Source organism: Paenarthrobacter sp. Z7-10 (assembly GCF_026932795.1).
Taxonomy (GTDB): domain Bacteria; phylum Actinomycetota; class Actinomycetes; order Actinomycetales; family Micrococcaceae; genus Arthrobacter_M.
In genome coordinates this window covers 55,893-74,522 of record NZ_JADPVH010000013.1, presented here as the reverse complement: position 1 = coordinate 74,522, position 18,630 = coordinate 55,893, and the positions used below count along the sequence as shown (strand labels likewise).

The 18,630-nt window shown below is 64.1% G+C and carries 12 protein-coding genes; 7 read left to right on the top strand and 5 right to left on the bottom strand.

Annotated features, from left to right (window positions below):
• The first annotated feature begins 265 nt into the window (after window positions 1-265).
• The gene (locus IV498_RS06080; protein WP_442951302.1) at window positions 266-2,581 is read left to right on the top strand and encodes a RelA/SpoT family protein; all 2,316 of its coding nucleotides are present in this window, start codon (window positions 266-268) and stop codon (window positions 2,579-2,581) included.
• Between the two features lie 8 nt (window positions 2,582-2,589).
• Here IV498_RS06080 and IV498_RS06075 read toward each other — a convergent pair whose 3' ends face one another.
• Complete coding sequence (locus IV498_RS06075; RefSeq protein ID WP_269045673.1) at window positions 2,590-3,219, bottom strand: hypothetical protein; 630 nt, start codon at window positions 3,217-3,219, stop codon at window positions 2,590-2,592.
• A gap of 249 nt (window positions 3,220-3,468) precedes the next feature.
• Between IV498_RS06075 and IV498_RS06070 the strand changes: the two genes are divergently transcribed.
• Window positions 3,469-3,756 (top strand): hypothetical protein, encoded by a 288-nt coding sequence (locus IV498_RS06070; RefSeq protein WP_269045672.1) that lies wholly within the window; start codon window positions 3,469-3,471, stop codon window positions 3,754-3,756.
• Between the two features lie 2 nt (window positions 3,757-3,758).
• Here the strand turns inward: IV498_RS06070 and IV498_RS06065 are convergent, their stop codons facing one another.
• Both IV498_RS06065 and IV498_RS06060 read right to left on the bottom strand, forming a co-directional pair.
• A complete protein-coding gene (locus IV498_RS06065; protein WP_442951301.1) occupies window positions 3,759-5,444 on the bottom strand; it encodes a DUF349 domain-containing protein in 1,686 nt (561 codons plus the stop codon).
• A gap of 291 nt (window positions 5,445-5,735) precedes the next feature.
• Window positions 5,736-6,563: a peptidylprolyl isomerase gene (locus IV498_RS06060; protein ID WP_269045670.1), complete on the bottom strand. Its 828-nt coding sequence runs from the start codon at window positions 6,561-6,563 to the stop codon at window positions 5,736-5,738.
• A gap of 203 nt (window positions 6,564-6,766) precedes the next feature.
• Here IV498_RS06060 and hisS point away from each other — a divergent pair, with 203 nt between their 5' ends.
• Together hisS and aspS are read left to right on the top strand one after the other, a co-directional pair.
• On the top strand, window positions 6,767-8,131 hold the full coding sequence (gene hisS / locus IV498_RS06055; RefSeq protein WP_269045669.1) for a histidine--tRNA ligase: 1,365 nt from the start codon (window positions 6,767-6,769) through the stop codon (window positions 8,129-8,131).
• A 241-nt stretch (window positions 8,132-8,372) separates the two neighbouring features.
• A complete protein-coding gene (aspS, locus tag IV498_RS06050) occupies window positions 8,373-10,157 on the top strand; it encodes an aspartate--tRNA ligase (RefSeq protein ID WP_269045668.1) in 1,785 nt (594 codons plus the stop codon).
• A 36-nt stretch (window positions 10,158-10,193) separates the two neighbouring features.
• Here aspS and IV498_RS06045 read toward each other — a convergent pair whose 3' ends face one another.
• On the bottom strand, window positions 10,194-12,413 hold the full coding sequence (locus IV498_RS06045; RefSeq protein ID WP_269045667.1) for a catalase: 2,220 nt from the start codon (window positions 12,411-12,413) through the stop codon (window positions 10,194-10,196).
• Between the two features lie 337 nt (window positions 12,414-12,750).
• Here IV498_RS06045 and IV498_RS06040 point away from each other — a divergent pair, with 337 nt between their 5' ends.
• Together IV498_RS06040 and IV498_RS06035 are read left to right on the top strand one after the other, a co-directional pair.
• The gene (locus IV498_RS06040) at window positions 12,751-15,531 is read left to right on the top strand and encodes a molybdopterin oxidoreductase family protein (protein ID WP_269045666.1); all 2,781 of its coding nucleotides are present in this window, start codon (window positions 12,751-12,753) and stop codon (window positions 15,529-15,531) included.
• Window positions 15,528-15,989, top strand: coding sequence for a hypothetical protein (locus tag IV498_RS06035; RefSeq protein ID WP_269045665.1), 462 nt, complete (start codon window positions 15,528-15,530; stop codon window positions 15,987-15,989). Before IV498_RS06040 ends, IV498_RS06035 begins: the two co-directional genes overlap by 4 nt.
• A 21-nt stretch (window positions 15,990-16,010) precedes the next feature.
• On the opposite strand, the gene IV498_RS06030 is transcribed toward IV498_RS06035, so the two are convergent.
• On the bottom strand, window positions 16,011-16,742 hold the full coding sequence (locus IV498_RS06030; RefSeq protein WP_269045664.1) for an acVLRF1 family peptidyl-tRNA hydrolase: 732 nt from the start codon (window positions 16,740-16,742) through the stop codon (window positions 16,011-16,013).
• A gap of 227 nt (window positions 16,743-16,969) precedes the next feature.
• Between IV498_RS06030 and IV498_RS06025 the strand changes: the two genes are divergently transcribed.
• Complete coding sequence (locus tag IV498_RS06025; protein ID WP_269045663.1) at window positions 16,970-18,559, top strand: replication-associated recombination protein A; 1,590 nt, start codon at window positions 16,970-16,972, stop codon at window positions 18,557-18,559.
• Window positions 18,560-18,630: the final 71 nt, after the last annotated feature.

Here is an 18,630-nt window from a genome sequence, read left to right as displayed (position 1 = left end):
CGGCGCCCAAGCGCCGGCCACTCACGCTTAAGGTCCTCGAATTATGGACTCGAAGGGGATTAGGGCCTGTTTGGAGTGAAGGCCCGGCGGGTTATCGCCGGTGACGTGGGAGCCGGCGACGCGGGCCTAGACTAGGGGAATTCCCGAGCGGAAAAAATCGTTGGAATGAATACGAAAAACTAAGGACTCAGCATTGGACGAGCAGGCGCCCCGGACCGATCAGGTTGCGGGACCGGCTTCGGCCAGCGCCCGGCAGACAGCACTGGTGCCCGGGCAGCCGGTCGAGCGGGAACCGGGCACTGATCCCGCCGAGCTGCGCCCGACTTTCCCGGGCCGGCGTGAGCGCACGCGGGCACGGCTGGCACGACTGACCGGCCGGGGCAGCGGGGGGCACTCACCCATCCTCGAGCCGCTGCTGCGGACCGTGAGGGTCAACAATCCCAAAGAGGACTTTGACCTGATCCAACGGGCGTTCGTGGTGGCCGAGCGCAGCCACCAGGGTCAAAAGCGAAAGAGCGGCGACCCGTACATCACCCATCCGGTGGCGGTTGCCACCATCCTGGCCGAGCTGGGCATGACCGGTACCACGCTGGCAGCTGCGCTGCTGCATGACACCGTAGAGGATACGCCTTACAAGCTCGAGGAACTCCGCGCGGAGTTCGGCAGTGAAGTGGCCATGCTGGTGGATGGCGTGACGAAACTGGACAAGGTTTCCTTCGGCGAGGCAGCGCAGTCCGAAACCGTCCGCAAGATGGTGGTCGCGATGGCTAAGGACATTCGGGTGCTGGTAATAAAGCTCGCCGACCGGCTGCATAATGCGCGCACGTGGCGGTTCGTCTCCGCTGAATCCTCCGGCCGCAAGGCGCGCGAGACGCTGGACATCTTTGCTCCATTGGCGCACCGTCTCGGCATGAACACGATGAAGTGGGAACTGGAGGACCTTTCCTTCGCAGCCCTGTATCCGAAGGTCTACGACGAGATTGTCCGGATGGTCGGGGAGCGCACCCCGGAGCGCGAAAAGAGCCTCTCCGTGGTGCGGAACCAGATTGATGAGGACCTCCGCGCAGCGAAAATCAAGGCAAGCATCACCGGACGGCCGAAGCACTACTACTCGATCTACCAGAAGATGATTGTCCGGGATAAGGACTTTGACGACATCAACGACCTGATGGGTGTGCGGGTTCTGGTGGATTCGGTCCGCGACTGCTACGCGGCGCTGGGAACCATGCACGCGCGTTGGAACCCGCTTCCGGGCCGGTTCAAGGATTACATCGCTATGCCCAAGTTCAACATGTACCAGTCGCTGCACACCACCGTGATTGGACCTGGCGGCAAACCGGTGGAGATTCAGATCCGCACCCATGAAATGCACCAGCGGGCCGAATACGGTGTGGCGGCGCACTGGAAGTACAAGACCGCGCCCAAGGGAGTGCCGGACGGTGCCAGTCCGAACCAGGAAGACATGAACTGGCTGCGCACCTTAGTGGACTGGCAGCAGGAGACCTCCGACCCTGGCGAGTTCCTGGACTCGCTCCGGTTTGAGATCAATGCCCGGGAGGTGTTCGTATTCACGCCCAAGGGCGAGGTCATGGCCCTGCCGGCCGGTTCCACTCCTGTGGACTTCGCTTACGCCGTGCATACCGAAGTGGGGCACCGCACCATCGGCGCGCGCATCAACGGCAAACTTGTGCCGCTGAACAGCGAGCTGAACCATGGCGACTGGGTGGAAATCTTCACCTCCAAGGCCGAAGGTGCCGGTCCCAGCCAGGACTGGCAGAACTTCGTCAAGAGTCCGCGGGCCCGAAATAAGATTCGGCAGTGGTTCAGCAAGGAACGCCGCGAAGAGGCCCTAGAAAAGGGCAAGGATCTGCTGACCCGGGCGATGCGGAAGCAGCACCTGCCGCTGCAGCGCCTGATGACTCACGATGCGCTGCTGGCAGTCGCTGAGGAATTCCGCTATACGGACATTTCCGGACTCTACGCAGCGGTGGGGGATGGACACAGCTCCGCCCAAGCAGTCGTGGAAAAACTGGTCGACTCCCTTGGCGGTCGTGACCTGGCCGATGACGAAGTCGCGGAGATTGCCACTCCGCACGCACCCAACCGGCCGCGCTATGCGGACTCCGGGGTGATGGTGCATGGCATGGGCGATGTGCTCGCCAAACTTGCCCGCTGCTGCACGCCCGTGCCCCCGGATGCGATTGCCGGCTTTGTCACCCGTGGCTCGGGCGTCTCCGTACACCGCGCGGACTGCCGTAATTATCAGGCGCTCCGGGATCAGCCGGACCGTCTGGTCGATGTGGAATGGGCACCCACGCAGTCCAGCGTTTACCTGGTGGAAATCCAGGTCGAGGCACTGGACCGCAAGAGCCTGCTGTCCGACGTCACCCGGATCCTGAGCGAAAACCATGTCAATATCCTCGCCGCGAGCGTGCACACCTCAACGGACCGGGTCGCCATTTCGCGTTTCGCCTTCGAGATGGGTGACCCGAAGTATCTGAGCCACGTCCTCAGCGCGGTTCGCCGCATAGACGGGGTCTTCGACGTGTACCGAACCACGGGTTCCAAGCGCCGGGACTAGGCCGCCGATCAGAGGCGCCCCGAATGGTTCAGCAGCCAGCGCACACACTCCAGGGCCCGGGTCTTGTGCGGAATCCTGCAGCCGGACTCCAGAGCGTCCCGAATCAGCGTAAGAGGGCATTTCAGCACCGGGTCCGCTGACAGCATCAGCAGCACGGGCACGGCCTGAGCCGACGGAACGTGGAGGGCAACGTCCACCGCGGTGCGCAGCGGGCTGGTCACCGCCGCTCCGGAGAACTGGATTACGTCGAAAGGACCCAAGGACACCTCGTGGAGGATGCAGCCGCTCCAGGGGCGCAGGGCTGTGATCCGGTGCCCGTTGTCCACGAGGAGGGAAATAGTCGATGGCGCTGGGCCGCAGCCATAGATCCAGGCTGCGGTCAGTCTGCCCAGCACCGCACGGTTCACCAGGTTAGCGGGCAGCGCGAGCGAAACGGCATGGCTTCGCATCGCGGGCGTGGACGCTGTGCCCGTCACTGTGTAGGCATCGGCAAAAACGGGGGTCAGCAGCCCATCCAAACTCATGGACCGCAGTTCCGAACGGTGGAACATCCGCCCCGGGCTCAGGACGGTCTGCGGGTTTGCTCCGGCCGAGCTGAAGGATAAAACCGCTGCCTGCCTCCCGGGGAATTCGTCCATGTCACCAGCTTGCCGCCGCGGGCAGGCAAGTGAAAGGCCTCGAGGGAATGTGTGGACAACGTTCCCTCGTGAGTCCACACCTTCATCGATGGCCCCCTGCCAAGGGCGTGCAGGCATTTACACCACCAAAGAGCGCAGCGATGCCCTAGACTGCCTCCAGATGGACCCAAGCTCATGGAAACGCGCGGGCCCGTCCAGCTTGCAGGCGGCGTTGCAGCGTCAGCTCATCCGATCCCAGAAGGAGACATTGTGGCCATCCTCAGAATCCAGCATTCCGTCCCCGACTTCGACCGTTGGAAGCAAGCCTTTGACATCGACCCGGCGGACCGCCAGGGGTCTGGGGTCCGCCGTTACCAGGTCCATCGATCGACAACCGATCCGCTTTTCGTGATGATCGATCTCGAATTCGACACAGTTAAGGAAGCTGAGTCGCTGCTGGCCAAGATGCGCAACCTGTGGGCCGGTTCAGCCGCCGGGGTCATGCGTGATCCCGAGGCTTGGATAGCTGAGACCGTCGAAACGGTGGAACTCGGCTAAGACTAGTCGAAGTCGCTGGCCGCCTTCTGGATCTGGTCGAACCACTGTTCGCGGGCCTCCAGAGCCTCCCGGGCATCCCTGACCTTGCGCTGATCCCCGGCCGATTCGGCCTTGGCCAAATCGGCCTTCAGGGACGCGATGGTGGATTCGAGCTGCGTCAGCGCACTGTTGGTTCGCGCCTTGGCCTCGGGATCCGAACGGCGCCAGCTCTCCTCTTCCGCCTTGCGGACCGCGTCCTCTACCTGGCGCAGGCCAGCCTCGATCCGCTGCATGTCCGCCCGCGGGACCTTTCCTGCTTCCTCCCAGCGGTCGCGGATGGGCTGCAGAGCCTTTTTGGCTGCACCAAGATCCTTGATCGGCAGCAGTGACTGCGCCTCCGCCACCAAGGCTTCCTTGACCACCAAATTTGCGGAAAATTCTTCGTCGAGGGCGGCGTTGATGCTCTGCCGGGCGGCGAAAAACTTGTCCTGAGCACCTCTGAACCGGGCCCACAGTGCGTCGTCGTCCTTGCGGCTGGCACGGGGCGAGGCCTTCCACTGATCCATCAACCGGCGGTATTCCCCCGCGGCAAAACCCCAGTCCGTGGAGCTGGAAAGCTCTTCCGCCTCGGCGATCAGTTTTTCCTTGGCGGCCTTGGCCGCGGAGTTGGTGCTGTCCAGCTGCGAGAAGTAGGCACGACGGTGGCGATCAAACACGGTGCGGGCCGAGCGGAATCGCTTCCATAACGCGTCCTCGGTACTGCGGCCGAGTCGAAGTCCACTCTTCTGGGCAGTTTTCCAGAACTCAAAAAGCTCGTTCATGCGCGCGCTGCTGGTTTTCCATTGGATGCTGGCGGGGTCCTCGCCGGCGATGTGTTCCGCCTCGGCAACAATGGCCTCGCGGGACTTCAGCTCGGCGGCACGGGCGGCATCGTGGCCGGCACGTTCTGCAGCCTCCAGATTCGCAATGCGGCCTTCCAGTGCGTCAAGACGCCGCTCTGCGCCATGAACGTCGCCCACGGACTTACGCTCCGACAACTGCTCGCGCAAATGCTTGATCGTCTTGCGCATGTCCGTCGTGGGGGCCTTGGCCTCCACCCGCTGTTCCAGCAGCGTAATCTGCGCCACGATGTCCTCGAACTTCCGCGCGAAGTATGCCAGGGCCTCATCTTTAGTGGCCCCGGGGTACTGCCCAACGGCGACTTCCTCGCCCTCCAACAGCAGGAAAACGTGTCCGTCATCCTCGGCGCGGCCCCACTTCGCCGCCTCAGCAAGATTCGTGCTCAGAGCATGGGCAGGGGCAACCGGTACTGCTGCGCGAGGTCGGCCCGATGCCGGCGATGGAGTTGGAGCCTTGGGCCGTGCTGCAAACGACGCGGGGGATGGCACCGGATGCGCGGGCGCCGCAGACGCAGCAGGTGCAGACTCGGCAGGCTCAGACTCGGCAGGCACAGACTCGGCAGGTGCAGACGCAGCGGGAGCGGACTCGGCGGGTGCAGACTCGGCAGGCACAGACTCGGCAGGTGCAGACTCGGCAGGTGCAGACTCGGCAGGTGCAGACGCAGCGGAAGCGGACTCGGCAGGCTCAGACTCAGCAGGTGCAGACTCGGCAGGTGTGGCCGGCTCTGGAGCGGGCGCATCAGATTCAGGCGCAGGTTCGGCTGGAGCTGCAGGAACGGATGCCAAGTCACCGGCTTCCTCCGCGGGCATGGCAGGCTCGGTTTGAGTTGCAGCTGGGATGGTTTCGGCTGCACCGCCGTGCGCCGCTTGTCCATCGCCCGGCAGCGAGGAATCCGCGCTGTCCTGCCCGCCGCTGTCCTGCTGGACCGGTTTCTGCTGGGTCGGTTCCTGTACCGCCTCAGCTACTACGTCGGGTGCTGCCATTTCGTCGGATTTCTGACTGTCTGTCACCGCTAAAAGTCTTTCGCTGGAGGGAAATCTTGGTAATCGTACTGCCCGGACACGCACGTGTCGGCGCATATCCGGTAATTCTCGCCCAGTTTACTTGAGCGTAAATGAGTCTATCGTTACCGGTGTCACAGGCGAACCGTCCGTGCCGCCGCCGGTGATGCCGCCGTCGGCGATCTTCTGCACCACATCCAGGCCAGAGGTCACCTTGCCCATGATCGTGTATCCGCCGTCGGTCTGCGGCAGCACGGTGTCCTCGTAGACGAAGAAGAACTGCGTGCCGTTGCTGTACACGCTGCTGCCGCGCGCCACCGCGATGGATCCGGCCGGGTACTTGCCGTCCGCAGGAGTGTTTTCCACCGGTCCCCATTCGAAAGTGGGGTCCGAGCCGCCCTTTCCGTCCTTTGACCCGCACTGCAGGACGCCGAAGTCGCTCGCGTTGGTCAGTCGGTGGCAGCTGAGTCCGTGAAAAAAGTTGCGGTCGGTCAGGGATTTGAAGACGGCCGCGGCCTGTGGAGCCTTGGTGCCGTTAATCTGGACGCCGATGGGCTGCTTGTTCAGGGTCAGCGTGCCGGTGAACGTTTTCCCGGCCGCGGTGGACGCCTTCGGAATGTTAGCGCCGTTGGTGGGTGCCGTGCCGGACGTCGGCGCAGCGGTCGACGACGACGTCGCGCCGACGGAAGGGCTGGCCGAAGATTCCAGTCCCGCCTCTACCGCAGCGGTTTGTGCGGCGGTGGGATTGCGGCTGAAAACGGTGATCTGCAGCACCACGGCAAGTGCGACCGCGGCGCCAATAGCCACCACCGAAACCACGTTGTCCCGTTTGCTGCGCAACTTATGCTCCCGGCGCAGCGCTTCCTTCGCCTGCATCTGTGCGATGCGCTTCCTGGCTTCGCGGGCGTCCTTATTGCTCGTCGGCAATGGCGTGTCTCCTCGTCGTCGGGCATTTTCCGGCGTTTGGTCTCCCGGCGCTGCTGTGCCGAAAGAAGCCGGTGAAACTGGATAAAATGGCTGCCGCAGACAGTGTACCTAGGCTGCCGCTGTGAGAACCTTAGAAAGCCCCCGGGAACAGCTGTGTTCCTCTGCGTTCGGGGCTTTCCCCGTGAGTTAGGAGTGCATTCCCCATGGCACGCAACGCTTCCCTGTCCGGATTTCCCGAGTGGTTACCTCAGGAACGGCTGGTGGAGCTGCATATCCTGGACACTCTGCGGCGCATTTTCGAACTCCACGGGTTTTCCTCGATTGAAACCCGGGCGGTGGAAACAGTGGGCCAACTGCTGCGCAAGGGGGAGATCGACAAGGAGGTTTACGCGCTGCGCCGGCTCCTTGATGACGACGACGCTGGGTCGGGGGCACGGACCGCGGAATCGGCGGATCCGAACCAGCTGGCCCTGCATTTTGATCTGACCGTTCCGTTTGCCCGTTATGTTGTGGAGAATTCCGGCTACCTGGCCTTTCCGTTCCGCCGCTACCAGGTCCAGAAAGTTTGGCGCGGTGAAAGGCCGCAGGATGGCCGGGCGCGGGAGTTCACGCAGGCGGACATCGATGTGGTGGCGGACGGCGAACTGCCCTTCCGGTACGACATTGAACTGGCCCTGGTAATCGTGGAGGCTTTGTCCGCACTGCCCATTCCTGCGTTCAAACTGCGGGTGAATAATCGTAAGCTGGCGGAAGGCTTTTACTGCGGAATCGGGCTTACAGATACCCCGGGAGTGCTGCGCAGCATCGACAAGCTGGACAAAATCGGTGCCGCCGCGGTGGCAGAACTGCTGAAGTCCGAGCTGGGTGCCAGTGCCCAGCAGGCCGATTTGGCGTTGGCGCTGGCCTCCATCCAAACCGAAGACACCTCGTTCGTGGCCAAGGTCCAGGCCCTGGGCGTCACCCATGAGCTGCTGGACGAAGGTCTGGCCGAGCTTGAGCAGGTCATTGCGGCGGCTTCACTCCGCGCCCCGGGCTCGGTGCTGGCGGACCTGAGTATCGCCCGCGGACTCGACTATTACACCGGCACGGTCTACGAAACCCAGCTGGTCGGCCACGAGAATCTTGGCTCCATCTGCTCCGGTGGCCGCTACGACAGCTTGGCCACGAAAGGCAACCGCAAATTCCCCGGAGTGGGATTGTCCATTGGCGTCACCCGTCTGGTTTCACGCATTGTCAGCCAGGAGTTGGCGGTGGCCTCGCGCAGCGTCCCCACGGCCGTCCTGGTCAGCCTTGGCACCGACGACAGCTGGCCGCAGGCCCAGGATGTTGCGGCCGCATTGCGGGAACGAGGAATATCCACCGAGGTGGCGGCAAAGGCGGAGAAATTTGGCAAGCAGATCAAATATGCCGATAAGCGTGGCATCCCGTTCGTCTGGTTCACCGGCGAGGACGGCAGCCATCAGGTCAAGGACATCCGCAGCGGCGAGCAGGTGCCGGCAGACCCCGCCACGTGGACTCCCGCGGCCGAGGATCTATCCCCGACCATCGCCGTCGTACCTTCCTCCTAACCCCTGCCCCACCTCCACCCCAATCCTTACCCACGTCCATCCCACGCCGCTCCTGCTTTGTCCCAACTGAGTAACAGCAGATGCACTCAAAAGCCCGAATGAGTGCATCTGCTGCTACCTACTTGGGAAAGGGCCGCTGCCGGTCGTGAGCGGCACGGACTGGGCGGAACGGAGCCAGCCGCATTCAACGGTAAACTCGGGAGGACTGTCTCACGAGTGGTAAACCATTGAAAGGAATGCTGTGCTGCGCACACATGACCTCGGCTCTTTGCGGGCCGAGCACATCGGACAAACTGTAACTCTCTCCGGTTGGGTTGCCCGTCGTCGGGATCATGGTGGTGTGGCATTTTTGGATTTGCGCGACGCCTCGGGAATCGCCCAGATCGTGGTGCGCGAGGAACAGGTCTTCCATGCGCTGCGCAATGAGTTTGTGCTCCAGGTGGTGGGCGCCGTTCAAAAGCGCCCCGAGGGCAATGAGAATCCGCACCTGGCCACGGGGGAGATCGAGGTCATTGCCGATTCCGTCACCGTGCTCAACGAGGCGTCGCCGCTGCCGTTCCAGATCGACGAGCATGTTGAAGTAGGCGAGGAAGCACGGCTGAAGCACCGGTATCTGGACCTCCGCCGTCCCTCCATGCAGCGCAACCTGCGGCTGCGCAGCGAGGCGAACCGGGTGGCACGCGATCTGCTGCACTCGCAGGGGTATGTGGAGATCGAAACTCCCACGCTGACGCGGTCCACGCCGGAAGGTGCGCGCGATTTCGTGGTCCCGGCGCGGCTGGCGCCCGGCTCCTGGTACGCCCTGCCGCAGTCCCCGCAGCTGTTCAAGCAGTTGCTGCAGGTGGGCGGCTTCGAGAAGTACTACCAGATTGCGCGCTGCTACCGGGATGAGGATTTCCGCGCCGACCGGCAGCCCGAATTCACCCAGCTGGATATCGAGGCCAGCTTTGTGGACCAGGACGACATCATCGCCCTCGGGGAGCGGATCGTGCAGGCTCTCTGGGCGTTGATCGACGTCAACATTCCCCTGCCCATTGAGCGCATGACCTACCGCGACGCGATGGCCCGGTACGGATCGGATAAGCCGGATCTGCGCTTTGGGCTGGAGCTCACGGAGCTGACCGACTTCTTCAAGGACACCGGCTTTGGCATTTTCAAGGCGCCCTACGTTGGGGCGGTGGTGATGCCTGGAGGTGCTTCGCAGCCGCGTCGTACCCTGGACGCGTGGCAGGAATGGGCGAAGCAGCGCGGCGCGAAGGGGCTGGCCTACGTGCTGGTTCAGGACGACGGCGGCCTGTCGGGTCCGGTGGCGAAGAACCTTAACGAGACGGAGAAGTCCGGGTTGGCGGCCGCCGTCGGCGCCAAGCCGGGGGACTGCATCTTCTTCGCCGCCGGCGCGGTGGCTCCCTCGCGCGCGCTGCTCGGCGCGGCCCGGGTGGAGATAGGCCACCGGACCGGGTTGATCGATCCCGCAGCCTGGGCCTTCGTCTGGGTCGTCGACGCACCGATGTTCGAGCCGGCCGACGCGGCTGTGCAGGCCGGGGACGTGGCGGTGGGAAGCGGCGCCTGGACCGCGGTACACCATGCGTTCACCTCGCCCAAACCCGAATTTATGGACACCTTTGATACCGATCCGGAGTCGGCCCTGGCTTACGCCTATGACATCGTCTGCAATGGCAACGAAATCGGCGGCGGTTCCATCCGTATTCACCGCCGGGAGGTCCAGGAGCGCGTCTTCCAGGTGATGGGGCTCTCGCGGGAGGAGGTCCAGGAAAAATTTGGCTTCCTGCTCGAAGGCTTCAAGTTCGGGGCGCCGCCGCATGGCGGTATCGCAATTGGCTGGGACCGGGCGGTCTCACTGCTTGCCGGTGTGGATTCCATCCGGGACGTAATTGCCTTCCCCAAGTCCGGTGGTGGCTACGATCCGCTGACGGCGGCTCCGGCGCCGATCACGGCTCAGCAGCGCAGGGAAGCGGGAGTGGACTTCAAGCCCGAACCGAAGGTGCCGGCGGAGGCGACGAAGTAGTCCGCCACCGGGCGGGAGATCCCTCGGCGTCCGTGGCTATGCAGCCGGTGTCGGGAACCTGTCCCATACCCGGTGCTTCGTCAACAGTTCAGTCACCTCGGTAAGGACCGCCGTCGGATCGGTTCCCAGCACCACCCCCGCGGCTGAAGGTTCTATGCCGGCTGCCGCCGCGACGTCTGCGGCGGCGCCCCATCCACCAATTGCCTTGGCATGCCGGAATGCTTCGGCCAGCAGCAGAGCCACGCGCGGGTCAACCTCAGCCCCGCGCGGGGCACCGGCTTTGGCGTCGAGGCCGGGCTGCGCGTCGGCTGCCGGCTCGAGCGAACCGGCGATGAGCACTGCATCAAATTCGATGGACCGGGCCGTCAGAAAGGTGCGCTGGACGGCCAATCCCCCGTCGCCGCCTTCGCCTAATTGACCTCCGGAAGGCGCGATGATCAGCGGGACCATGCCACCGTCGGCGATGGCAGCCTGCACTGTGCGGATCGCGTCCAAGTCGCTGCCGCCGTCGGCGAGGATGCCTATAACGTGTCCGGCGGAGGGCCAGGTCTTGCCCAACTGGGACAGCGCCGGACTGGGGTCGGTGTCCGTCAGCCCCTCGCTGGGCTGCGGGGCCGGCATCCCAAGTCCCCGGGCAACGGCGGCGCACAGTTGCGCGTCGATGTTGGCCAGCGCCATCAACTCCCGCTCGCGGACCACGGGCACGGCACATTTGCCCAGTTCGAACGTATACGCCTGGATTATGTGCCCCTGCTCCACGGCCGTCAGGCTGCGGTAAAAGAGCCGTGCCTGACTGAAGTGATCGTCAAAGGAAGCGGGCGCACGACGTTCCTTGATCGCCGCTGCCATGGCCTCGGGAACGTCCACGAAGGCTCCCAGATCCGCCCCGGCCTGGAACGGGCAACCGCCGTCCAGCGAGTTCGGGCGGTACGGGGCGACGCCGGCGTGCACGGCATTCTGGTGCATCCCGTCACGCAGCATATCGTTGACTGGTGCCTGCGGCCGATTGATCGGAATCTGGGCGAAGTTCGGGCCCCCCAACCGGGAAATCTGCGTGTCCAGGTAGGAAAAAAGCCGCACCTGCAGCAGAGGGTCGTTCGTCACGTCGATGCCAGGCACCAGGTGGCCCGGATGGAAGGCCACCTGTTCCGTTTCGGCGAAGAAGTTGGTCGGATTGGCGTTGAGCGTCATTAGCCCTATGGGTTGGACCGGGGCAAGCTCCTCCGGAACGAATTTGGTCGGGTCCAGCAGGTCAATTCCCTGAAACATCTGGTCTTCGGTGTCCGGGAAGGTCTGTACGCCGAACTCCCATTGGGGGAACGCGCCTGCCTCGATGGAATCGGCCAGATCACGGCGATGGAAATCCGGGTCCATGCCGGCGATGATTTGAGCTTCCTCCCACACCAACGAGTGCACGCCCTGCTTGGGCTTCCAGTGGAATTTCACCAAGGTGGTGTTTCCGGTGGCATCGACCATCCGGAAGGTGTGAATGCCGAAGCCCTCCATGGTTCGGAAGGAGCGCGGCAGTCCGCGGTCGGACATGTTCCACATCGTGTGTGCCTGGGCCTCGGTGTGCAGCGAGACAAAATCCCAAAAAGTGTCGTGTGCGCTTTGTGCCTGTGGGATTTCGCGATCCGGATGCGGCTTGGCCGCATGGACCACGTCGGGGAATTTGAGGCCGTCTTGGATGAAGAAGACAGGAATGTTATTGCCAACCAGGTCGAAGGTTCCCTCATCGGTGTAAAACTTGGTGGCAAAACCACGGGTGTCCCGTACAGTGTCCGCCGAGCCGCGCGATCCCAGCACAGTGGAGAACCGCACAAAGACAGGCGTCTCCACGTCCGCGGCCAAGAACCCCGCGCGGGTGATTTTGGCGGCTGTGCCGTAGGAGCGGAACGTACCGTGAGCTCCGGCACCACGGGCGTGGACCACTCGCTCGGGAATGCGCTCATGGTCGAAGTGCGTGATTTTCTCCCGCAGGTGGTGATCCTGCAGCAGAACCGGTCCGCGCGATCCGACCTTCAGCGAATGGTCCGTATCGGAGATCCGCACGCCCTGCGCGGTGGTCAGGTAGGGGCCGGACTGTGCCCGCGCGGAAACCGGTGCCCCGGTCGGAGTTCCGGTGGGGGAGACCGCCTCCGGGCCCTGCTGATCCGGTTTGGGGGGCAAAGGCTCCCGCGGTGTTGTTGGTTCCTTCAAGCTGGGCGGCTCGCCAACCGGGGCGCCGGGAATTCGGATGCTGTTTTCCTCGCTCATTGGGTTCCTCCGGGATTATTGAGGTGCGGCACCAAATGGTGGTTTGGAGGGCACCTGACCTGCTGCAGCCTACGCTAAGCCTGCTTATGACCCTACGGCTGCCCCGCCCGGCATTCAAGGGATTCCGGGCCGGCGGGGGAAATTATCCTTCTGATGTGTCCTTTCAAATATGCGAGAGCCGTATTAGCCTGAGGTCAACGCAGCAGGGCTGGCCCCAGCGGCGTCAGTGCTCGCAGGTCACGGCGGCTCCAGTTCGGGTATCCGCCGGTTCACGGCCAGCCAGTGTTCCCGTTAGTGTTCCAGCCAGTGTTCCAGTCAACGTGCCAGGAGGCGTTCCATGGTGGACCGTATTTCCGAGATCTGGGGAACCAGAACACCATTTGCCCGCGGCGCATTGTGGCCGGTCCGGGTGGATCAGAAACTTGCCGACGGCGTCCAGGAGAAGGACGTGGACCGCTGGGTGCAGTCCGCCTGCGTCCTCTGCAGCAACGGCTGTGCCTGCGACATTGCGGTCAAGGACGGCGCCATGGTCGGCATCCGCGGCAGAGCCGGGGATCTGGTCAACCACGGACGGATGGGTCCGAAGGGACTCTTTGCAAGCTGGCAGGGGGTGTCTCATCCGGACCGGCTGACCTCGCCCATGATCCGGGAAAACGGACAGCTGGTTCCATGCAGCTGGAATACGGCCATGGAACGGATTGTGTCCAAAAGCAAGGCATTGCTCAAGGAGCGCGGCCCGCTCAGCCATGGCTTTTACACCAGCGGGCAGCTGTTCATCGAGGAATATTACGCTCTGGCGATGATCGGCAAGGCCGGCATCGGAACCCCGCATATGGACGGCAATACGCGTTTGTGCACGGCCACCGCCGCCGCGGCCATGAAGGAGTCCTTCGGTTCCGACGGCCAGCCAAGTTCGTATACGGACATTGACAACTGCGACGCGATGTTCTTGTACGGCCACAACATGGCCGAGACTCAGACGGTGCTCTGGTCCCGGGTGCTGGACCGGCTGGCGGGGCCGGACCGGCCAAAGCTGGTCTGCGTCGACCCGCGGGAGACCGAAGTGGCGAGGCTGGCGGATGTGCATCTGGCGCTGCGGCCGGGCACCAATCTGGCGCTGATGCATGGCTTGGTGCGCGAACTGCTGCACAACGGCTGGATCGATGAGGCTTACATCGGCCAGCACACAATGGGGATCGAGGAGCTGCGCTCGACGGTGGAACCGTGGACCGCCGAGGCCGTCGCGCAGACGTGCGGCGTCGATGCAGAGGACGTGCGGGAGGCAGCCCGGATTTTCGGTACCAGCGAGGCCGTGCTGTCCACGGTCCTGCAGGGTTTTTATCAGTCCTCGCAGGCCACAGCGTCGTCCTGTCAGGTCAATAATATGCACCTGCTAAGGGGCCTGCTGGGCCGTCCCGGCTGCGGCATCCTGCAAATGAACGGCCAGCCCACGGCGCAGAACAACCGCGAATGCGGGGCCGACGGCGATCTGCCGGGCTTCCGCAACTGGGAGAACCCCGAGCACGTGCAGGAGTTGGCCGCGCTGTGGAACATCAGCCCGGAGACCATTCCGCATTGGGCGCCGCCGACGCATGCCATGCAGATCTTCCGCTACGCCGAGCAGGGCTCGGTGGAATTCCTCTGGATTTCCGCCACGAACCCGGCCGTGTCCATGCCCGACCTTCCGAGGATCCGCAAGATCCTCGCCAAAGAGGAGGTGTTCGTCGTCGTACAGGATCTGTACCTGACCGAAACGGCACAGGCAGCCGACGTCGTGCTTCCCGCTGCCGGCTGGGGCGAAAAGACCGGGACGTTCACCAACGTGAACCGCACCGTCCACCTCTCCGACAAGGCCGTGGAGCCACCGGGTGAAGCCCGCACCGACCTGGACATTTTCCTGGATTATTCGCGGCGGATGGGCTTCAGCACCCTCGACGGAGCCCCGCTGCTGGACTGGCAGGGCCCCGAGGACGGGTTCGAAGCCTGGAAGAACTGCTCCCGCGGGCGGCCCTGCGATTACTCCGGCATCAGCTACGAAAGGCTGCGCGGCGGCAGCGGCATTCCATGGCCCTGCAACGACGAGCACCCCGACGGCGTGGTCCGATTCTATGAGGATGGGATCTTCCCGACCGATCCCGACTACTGCGAAACATACGGCCACGACCTGCTCACCGGAGCCACCGTGGGTCCGCAGGCGTACCGGGCCATGGCTCCCAACGGGCGCGCCCTTTTCAAAACCGCCAGCTATTCGCCTCCGCATGAGGAACCCGACGAGGAATATCCGCTGCGCTACACCACCGGGCGCACGGCCTATCAGTTCCACACCCGCACCAAGACGGCCCGCTCACGGCAACTTCACAAGGCAGCGCCGAAGGCGTGGGTGGAGCTTTCCGTCCAGGACGCCACGGAGCTGGCAGTTCGCGAAGGGGACCTGGTGCGGGTGACATCCCGTCGTGGACTGATCGAGGTTCCGGCGCGGGTGGGGGACATTCGCCCGGGAACCGTCTTCGCGCCCTTCCATTACGGCTATTGGGATGCCGGCGGCACCCCGGATGGCCATCCGACCGCCGCCAATGAGCTCACCATCACCGAGTGGGATCCGGTGTCAAAGCAGCCGGTCTTCAAGAACGCGGCGGTGCAGGTGGTAAAGATCGCGGATGGCCAAGGCCCCGCTCCCGCGCCGACGACGACGGCCTCGCGTCCAGCGGAGGCCTCCCGTTTTGGAAGCGGCCAAGATTCCGCGGATGCCACGCGTTTGGCGGATGCCGGGCACCCGGTAAGTGGCCACGATTCGACGGATGCCGGTGTTTCTGCAGGTGCTGCTGTTCCGCCGACCACCGGTGGCCCGGACGCCGAAGCCGAGGAATTTCTGGAGCCCAGCTCACCGCCGCAGTTCCCGGATGCCATTCAGCCCGATCCTGGGCACCCACGGGCCGCCCATGCGACAGGCGACTCAGGCTCCGGTCATAGCACCGGATCCGGCGAGGGGGAGGACTCCCTTCAGGAAACTCTTAAAAGCGCATTGAAGGGTGTCGAGCGGGTCGTAAGGAATGCCATCAAGGACGTCACAGGTGGGCACGATAACGATGGTGGCTCCGCTGGAAAGGACCGGCCATGAATCTGTCCATCTACTTAGGGCTGCTGCACAAAGCAGAGCAGACGCTCGCCGCGTCATTCCGTACCGTGGCCGAGGGCCATGGCGCCGAGCCGGACGTGCACTTCCTGTGCCAGACGCTGGCCAAACAGTGCGACGATCATGAGCAAGCGTTAAAACCGATCGTGGACCGGTATGGCGAAGATGAGTCGGGCGCCGAGCCCGAAAGAATGCATGCCGAGGGCATCTCCTCCACGCGCAGCGGGCCGGTGGGGCTGCTCCGGGATCTGCACGATCTCTACCTCCTGGCCAGCCTGGTGGACGTCACCTGGACCCTGGTCAAGCAGGCCGGCCAGGGGTTGCGGGACGATGAACTGCTGGAGGTTGTCAGCAGCTGTGACCAGCAGACGGCTGTCCAGCTGAAGTGGCTGCAAACCCGGATGAAACAGGCCGCGCCGCAGGCGCTGATTGTGGCCCGCTAGAGCCGAGCACTCAAGGAACACTCAAGGAAGTTGCTGGGGCGCGGGATCGGTGACCTGGATCCGGACCGCGGACAGGTCCTTGGCCACCTGTTGGAGTACGGCCAGCCGTGGATCCGGCACATCGCGGAACGCCAGCTGAGGCAGGCCTGCCCACGACGACGCTGCGGGCTCGGCCAGCAGCGCGTGGCAGAGGGCTTTGTCTCCGCCGAGCACCAGATATTCAGGGGCCATGCCGCCGCTCACCCCCGGATAGTCCCGGGCTTTGTCGCCGCCCATCACCGGATACTCCGCCGGCTGCGTCACCGAGCCCGCAAAGAGTCTGAGTGCATGGGCGGCCACGACCTCCACGAGGGCATCGGCTTGGTTGGCTCTGCGCCGGGCAAAGCGTTGTTGGGACCAGCCACCGGCGGCCGTGCGTGACTGGACGTACCTGGTCCCGCTCTTGGATTCCAGCAATCGGCCGCTCCGGCACAGCCCCACGGAGTACCCGCCGCGCCGCAGCAGCACGACCGCGATCGTGCGGCTTTGTGCCGCCAGTGAGATGAGTCGTTCAAGAGGACCGGCACCCTGGCCAGGTCTTCCGTCCGCCGGCCATGCCGACTGCAGCAACGCGGTGGCACCGTCGGCAGCCGTCAGCAGAACGCCGTCGTCGGTCTCCGCCAATCCCAACTGTCCATGACTGGCACTGAACCGTTCGACCCAGCCGTCCATCCGTTCGGAAGACACATACGCCGTTCGGAAAACGGCCGTCACTGCGGTTCCGTCGATTCGTTGAACATGCAACCAATTTCTCAAGAAGTGTTTCGGGCTGGCGGAGTGTTTCGGGCTGGCGGACTCAACCATACTTCCACCGGCGGCACTCAGCCGTCGGATGCCCCGTGTACCGGCATCCGTTTCACAGCTCCGTGGGGTTCCGGCTCAGCCGATCCTTCGGGCGGCCGTCGGGTCTGCTGGTCCGTCCCGACCGATAGCCTTAGCGGGTGAGTGATCTTTTTGGCCCCAGTGCCGGCGCAGGGGTGGACGACGGCGACGACGAGGACTATACGGATTCCGGCGGGGGACTTCGGTCCCGGCCCCGCAGCCCGCTGGCTGTGCGGATGCGGCCACGCGGTGTGGACGAGGTGGTGGGCCAGCAGCATCTGCTGGGTTCCGGCTCACCGCTGCGGCTGCTCGCCGCCGGTGCAGGGCATGCGGGGCCGGCAGGACCGAGTTCGGTCATTCTGTGGGGACCACCAGGCACCGGCAAAACCACCCTGGCCCACGTGATCGCACGCGGTCCAGGACGAAAATTTGTGGAACTGTCCGCAATCACCGCCGGCGTCAAGGACGTTCGCAAGGTGATGGAGGATGCCTTGGCGGCCCGGGATCTTCACCGGACCACCACTGTGCTCTTCTTGGATGAAATCCACCGCTTCAACAAGGCTCAACAGGATGCGTTGCTGCCGGGAGTGGAGAACCGCTGGGTGGTCCTGATCGCCGCAACCACGGAGAACCCGGCATTCTCGGTGGTGTCGCCGCTGCTTTCCCGATCTCTGCTCCTGACCCTTCAGCCTTTGACCAGCGACGACATCAAAGGACTGATCCTGCGGGCGGTGCAGGATCCTCGTGGCCTGGCGGGAAAGGTGCAGCTGAGCGAGGAGGCGCTGGATCACCTGATTCGGCTGGCCGCCGGCGACGCGCGTCGGGCACTGACCACTCTTGAAGCCGCCGCCGGCGTGGCCTACGCGGAGAGTGTCAACGCCGGTGCGCAGGCCAACGGCACGGGAGTTGGTGGCGATGGAGAAACGGACCCGGTCATGGGCGGCACAGCCGATGGAGAATCCGGCCCGGTCACGGGCGGCACAGCCGGTGGAGAAACGGACCCGGTCGCGGGTGCAGGAAGTGCCGGTTCCGCCGCACGAACGGAACCTTCCGGATCCGCCCCGGTGACGGTGGAGCTTGACCACGCCGAGCGGGCGGTGGACGCAGCGGCCGTGCGCTACGACCGGGCCGGGGACCAGCATTACGATGTGATCAGCGCTTTCATCAAGTCGATTCGCGGCTCCGACGTGGATGCGTCGCTGCACTATCTGGCCCGGATGCTGGAGGCCGGGGAGGACCCGCGCTTTGTGGCCCGGCGGATTATTATTTCGGCCTCGGAAGATGTGGGTATGGCGGACCCCACCGCTTTGCAGACTGCCGTGGCGGCAGCCCAGGCGGTTGCGCTGATCGGAATGCCTGAGGCTCGGATCGTGCTGGCCGAAGCGGTAGTCCATTTGGCCACCGCACCGAAGTCCAATGCTGCCTATCTCGGGATTAATTCCGCCATTGCCGATGTGCGCGCTGGCCGCGGAACCGGCATCCCCACGCATCTGCGGGACGCGCACTATCCGGGATCCGCCCAGCTCGGCCATGGCAAGGGTTACGTGTACTCCCATGATCAGCCACATTCGGTGGCGAAGCAGCAGTATCCGCCCGATGACTTGGTGGGACGGGACTATTACCAGCCAACCTCTTATGGCCTCGAGCGGGAGATTGGCGGCCGACTGGAGCGGCTGCGGGGCATAATCCGCGGAATCAAGCCCAAATAACTGCTAAGCTGTTGGGTGCACTGGCAAGCCTTGGCTCCATACCTGTTGCCTTTCCTGACCCCGGCGATGTT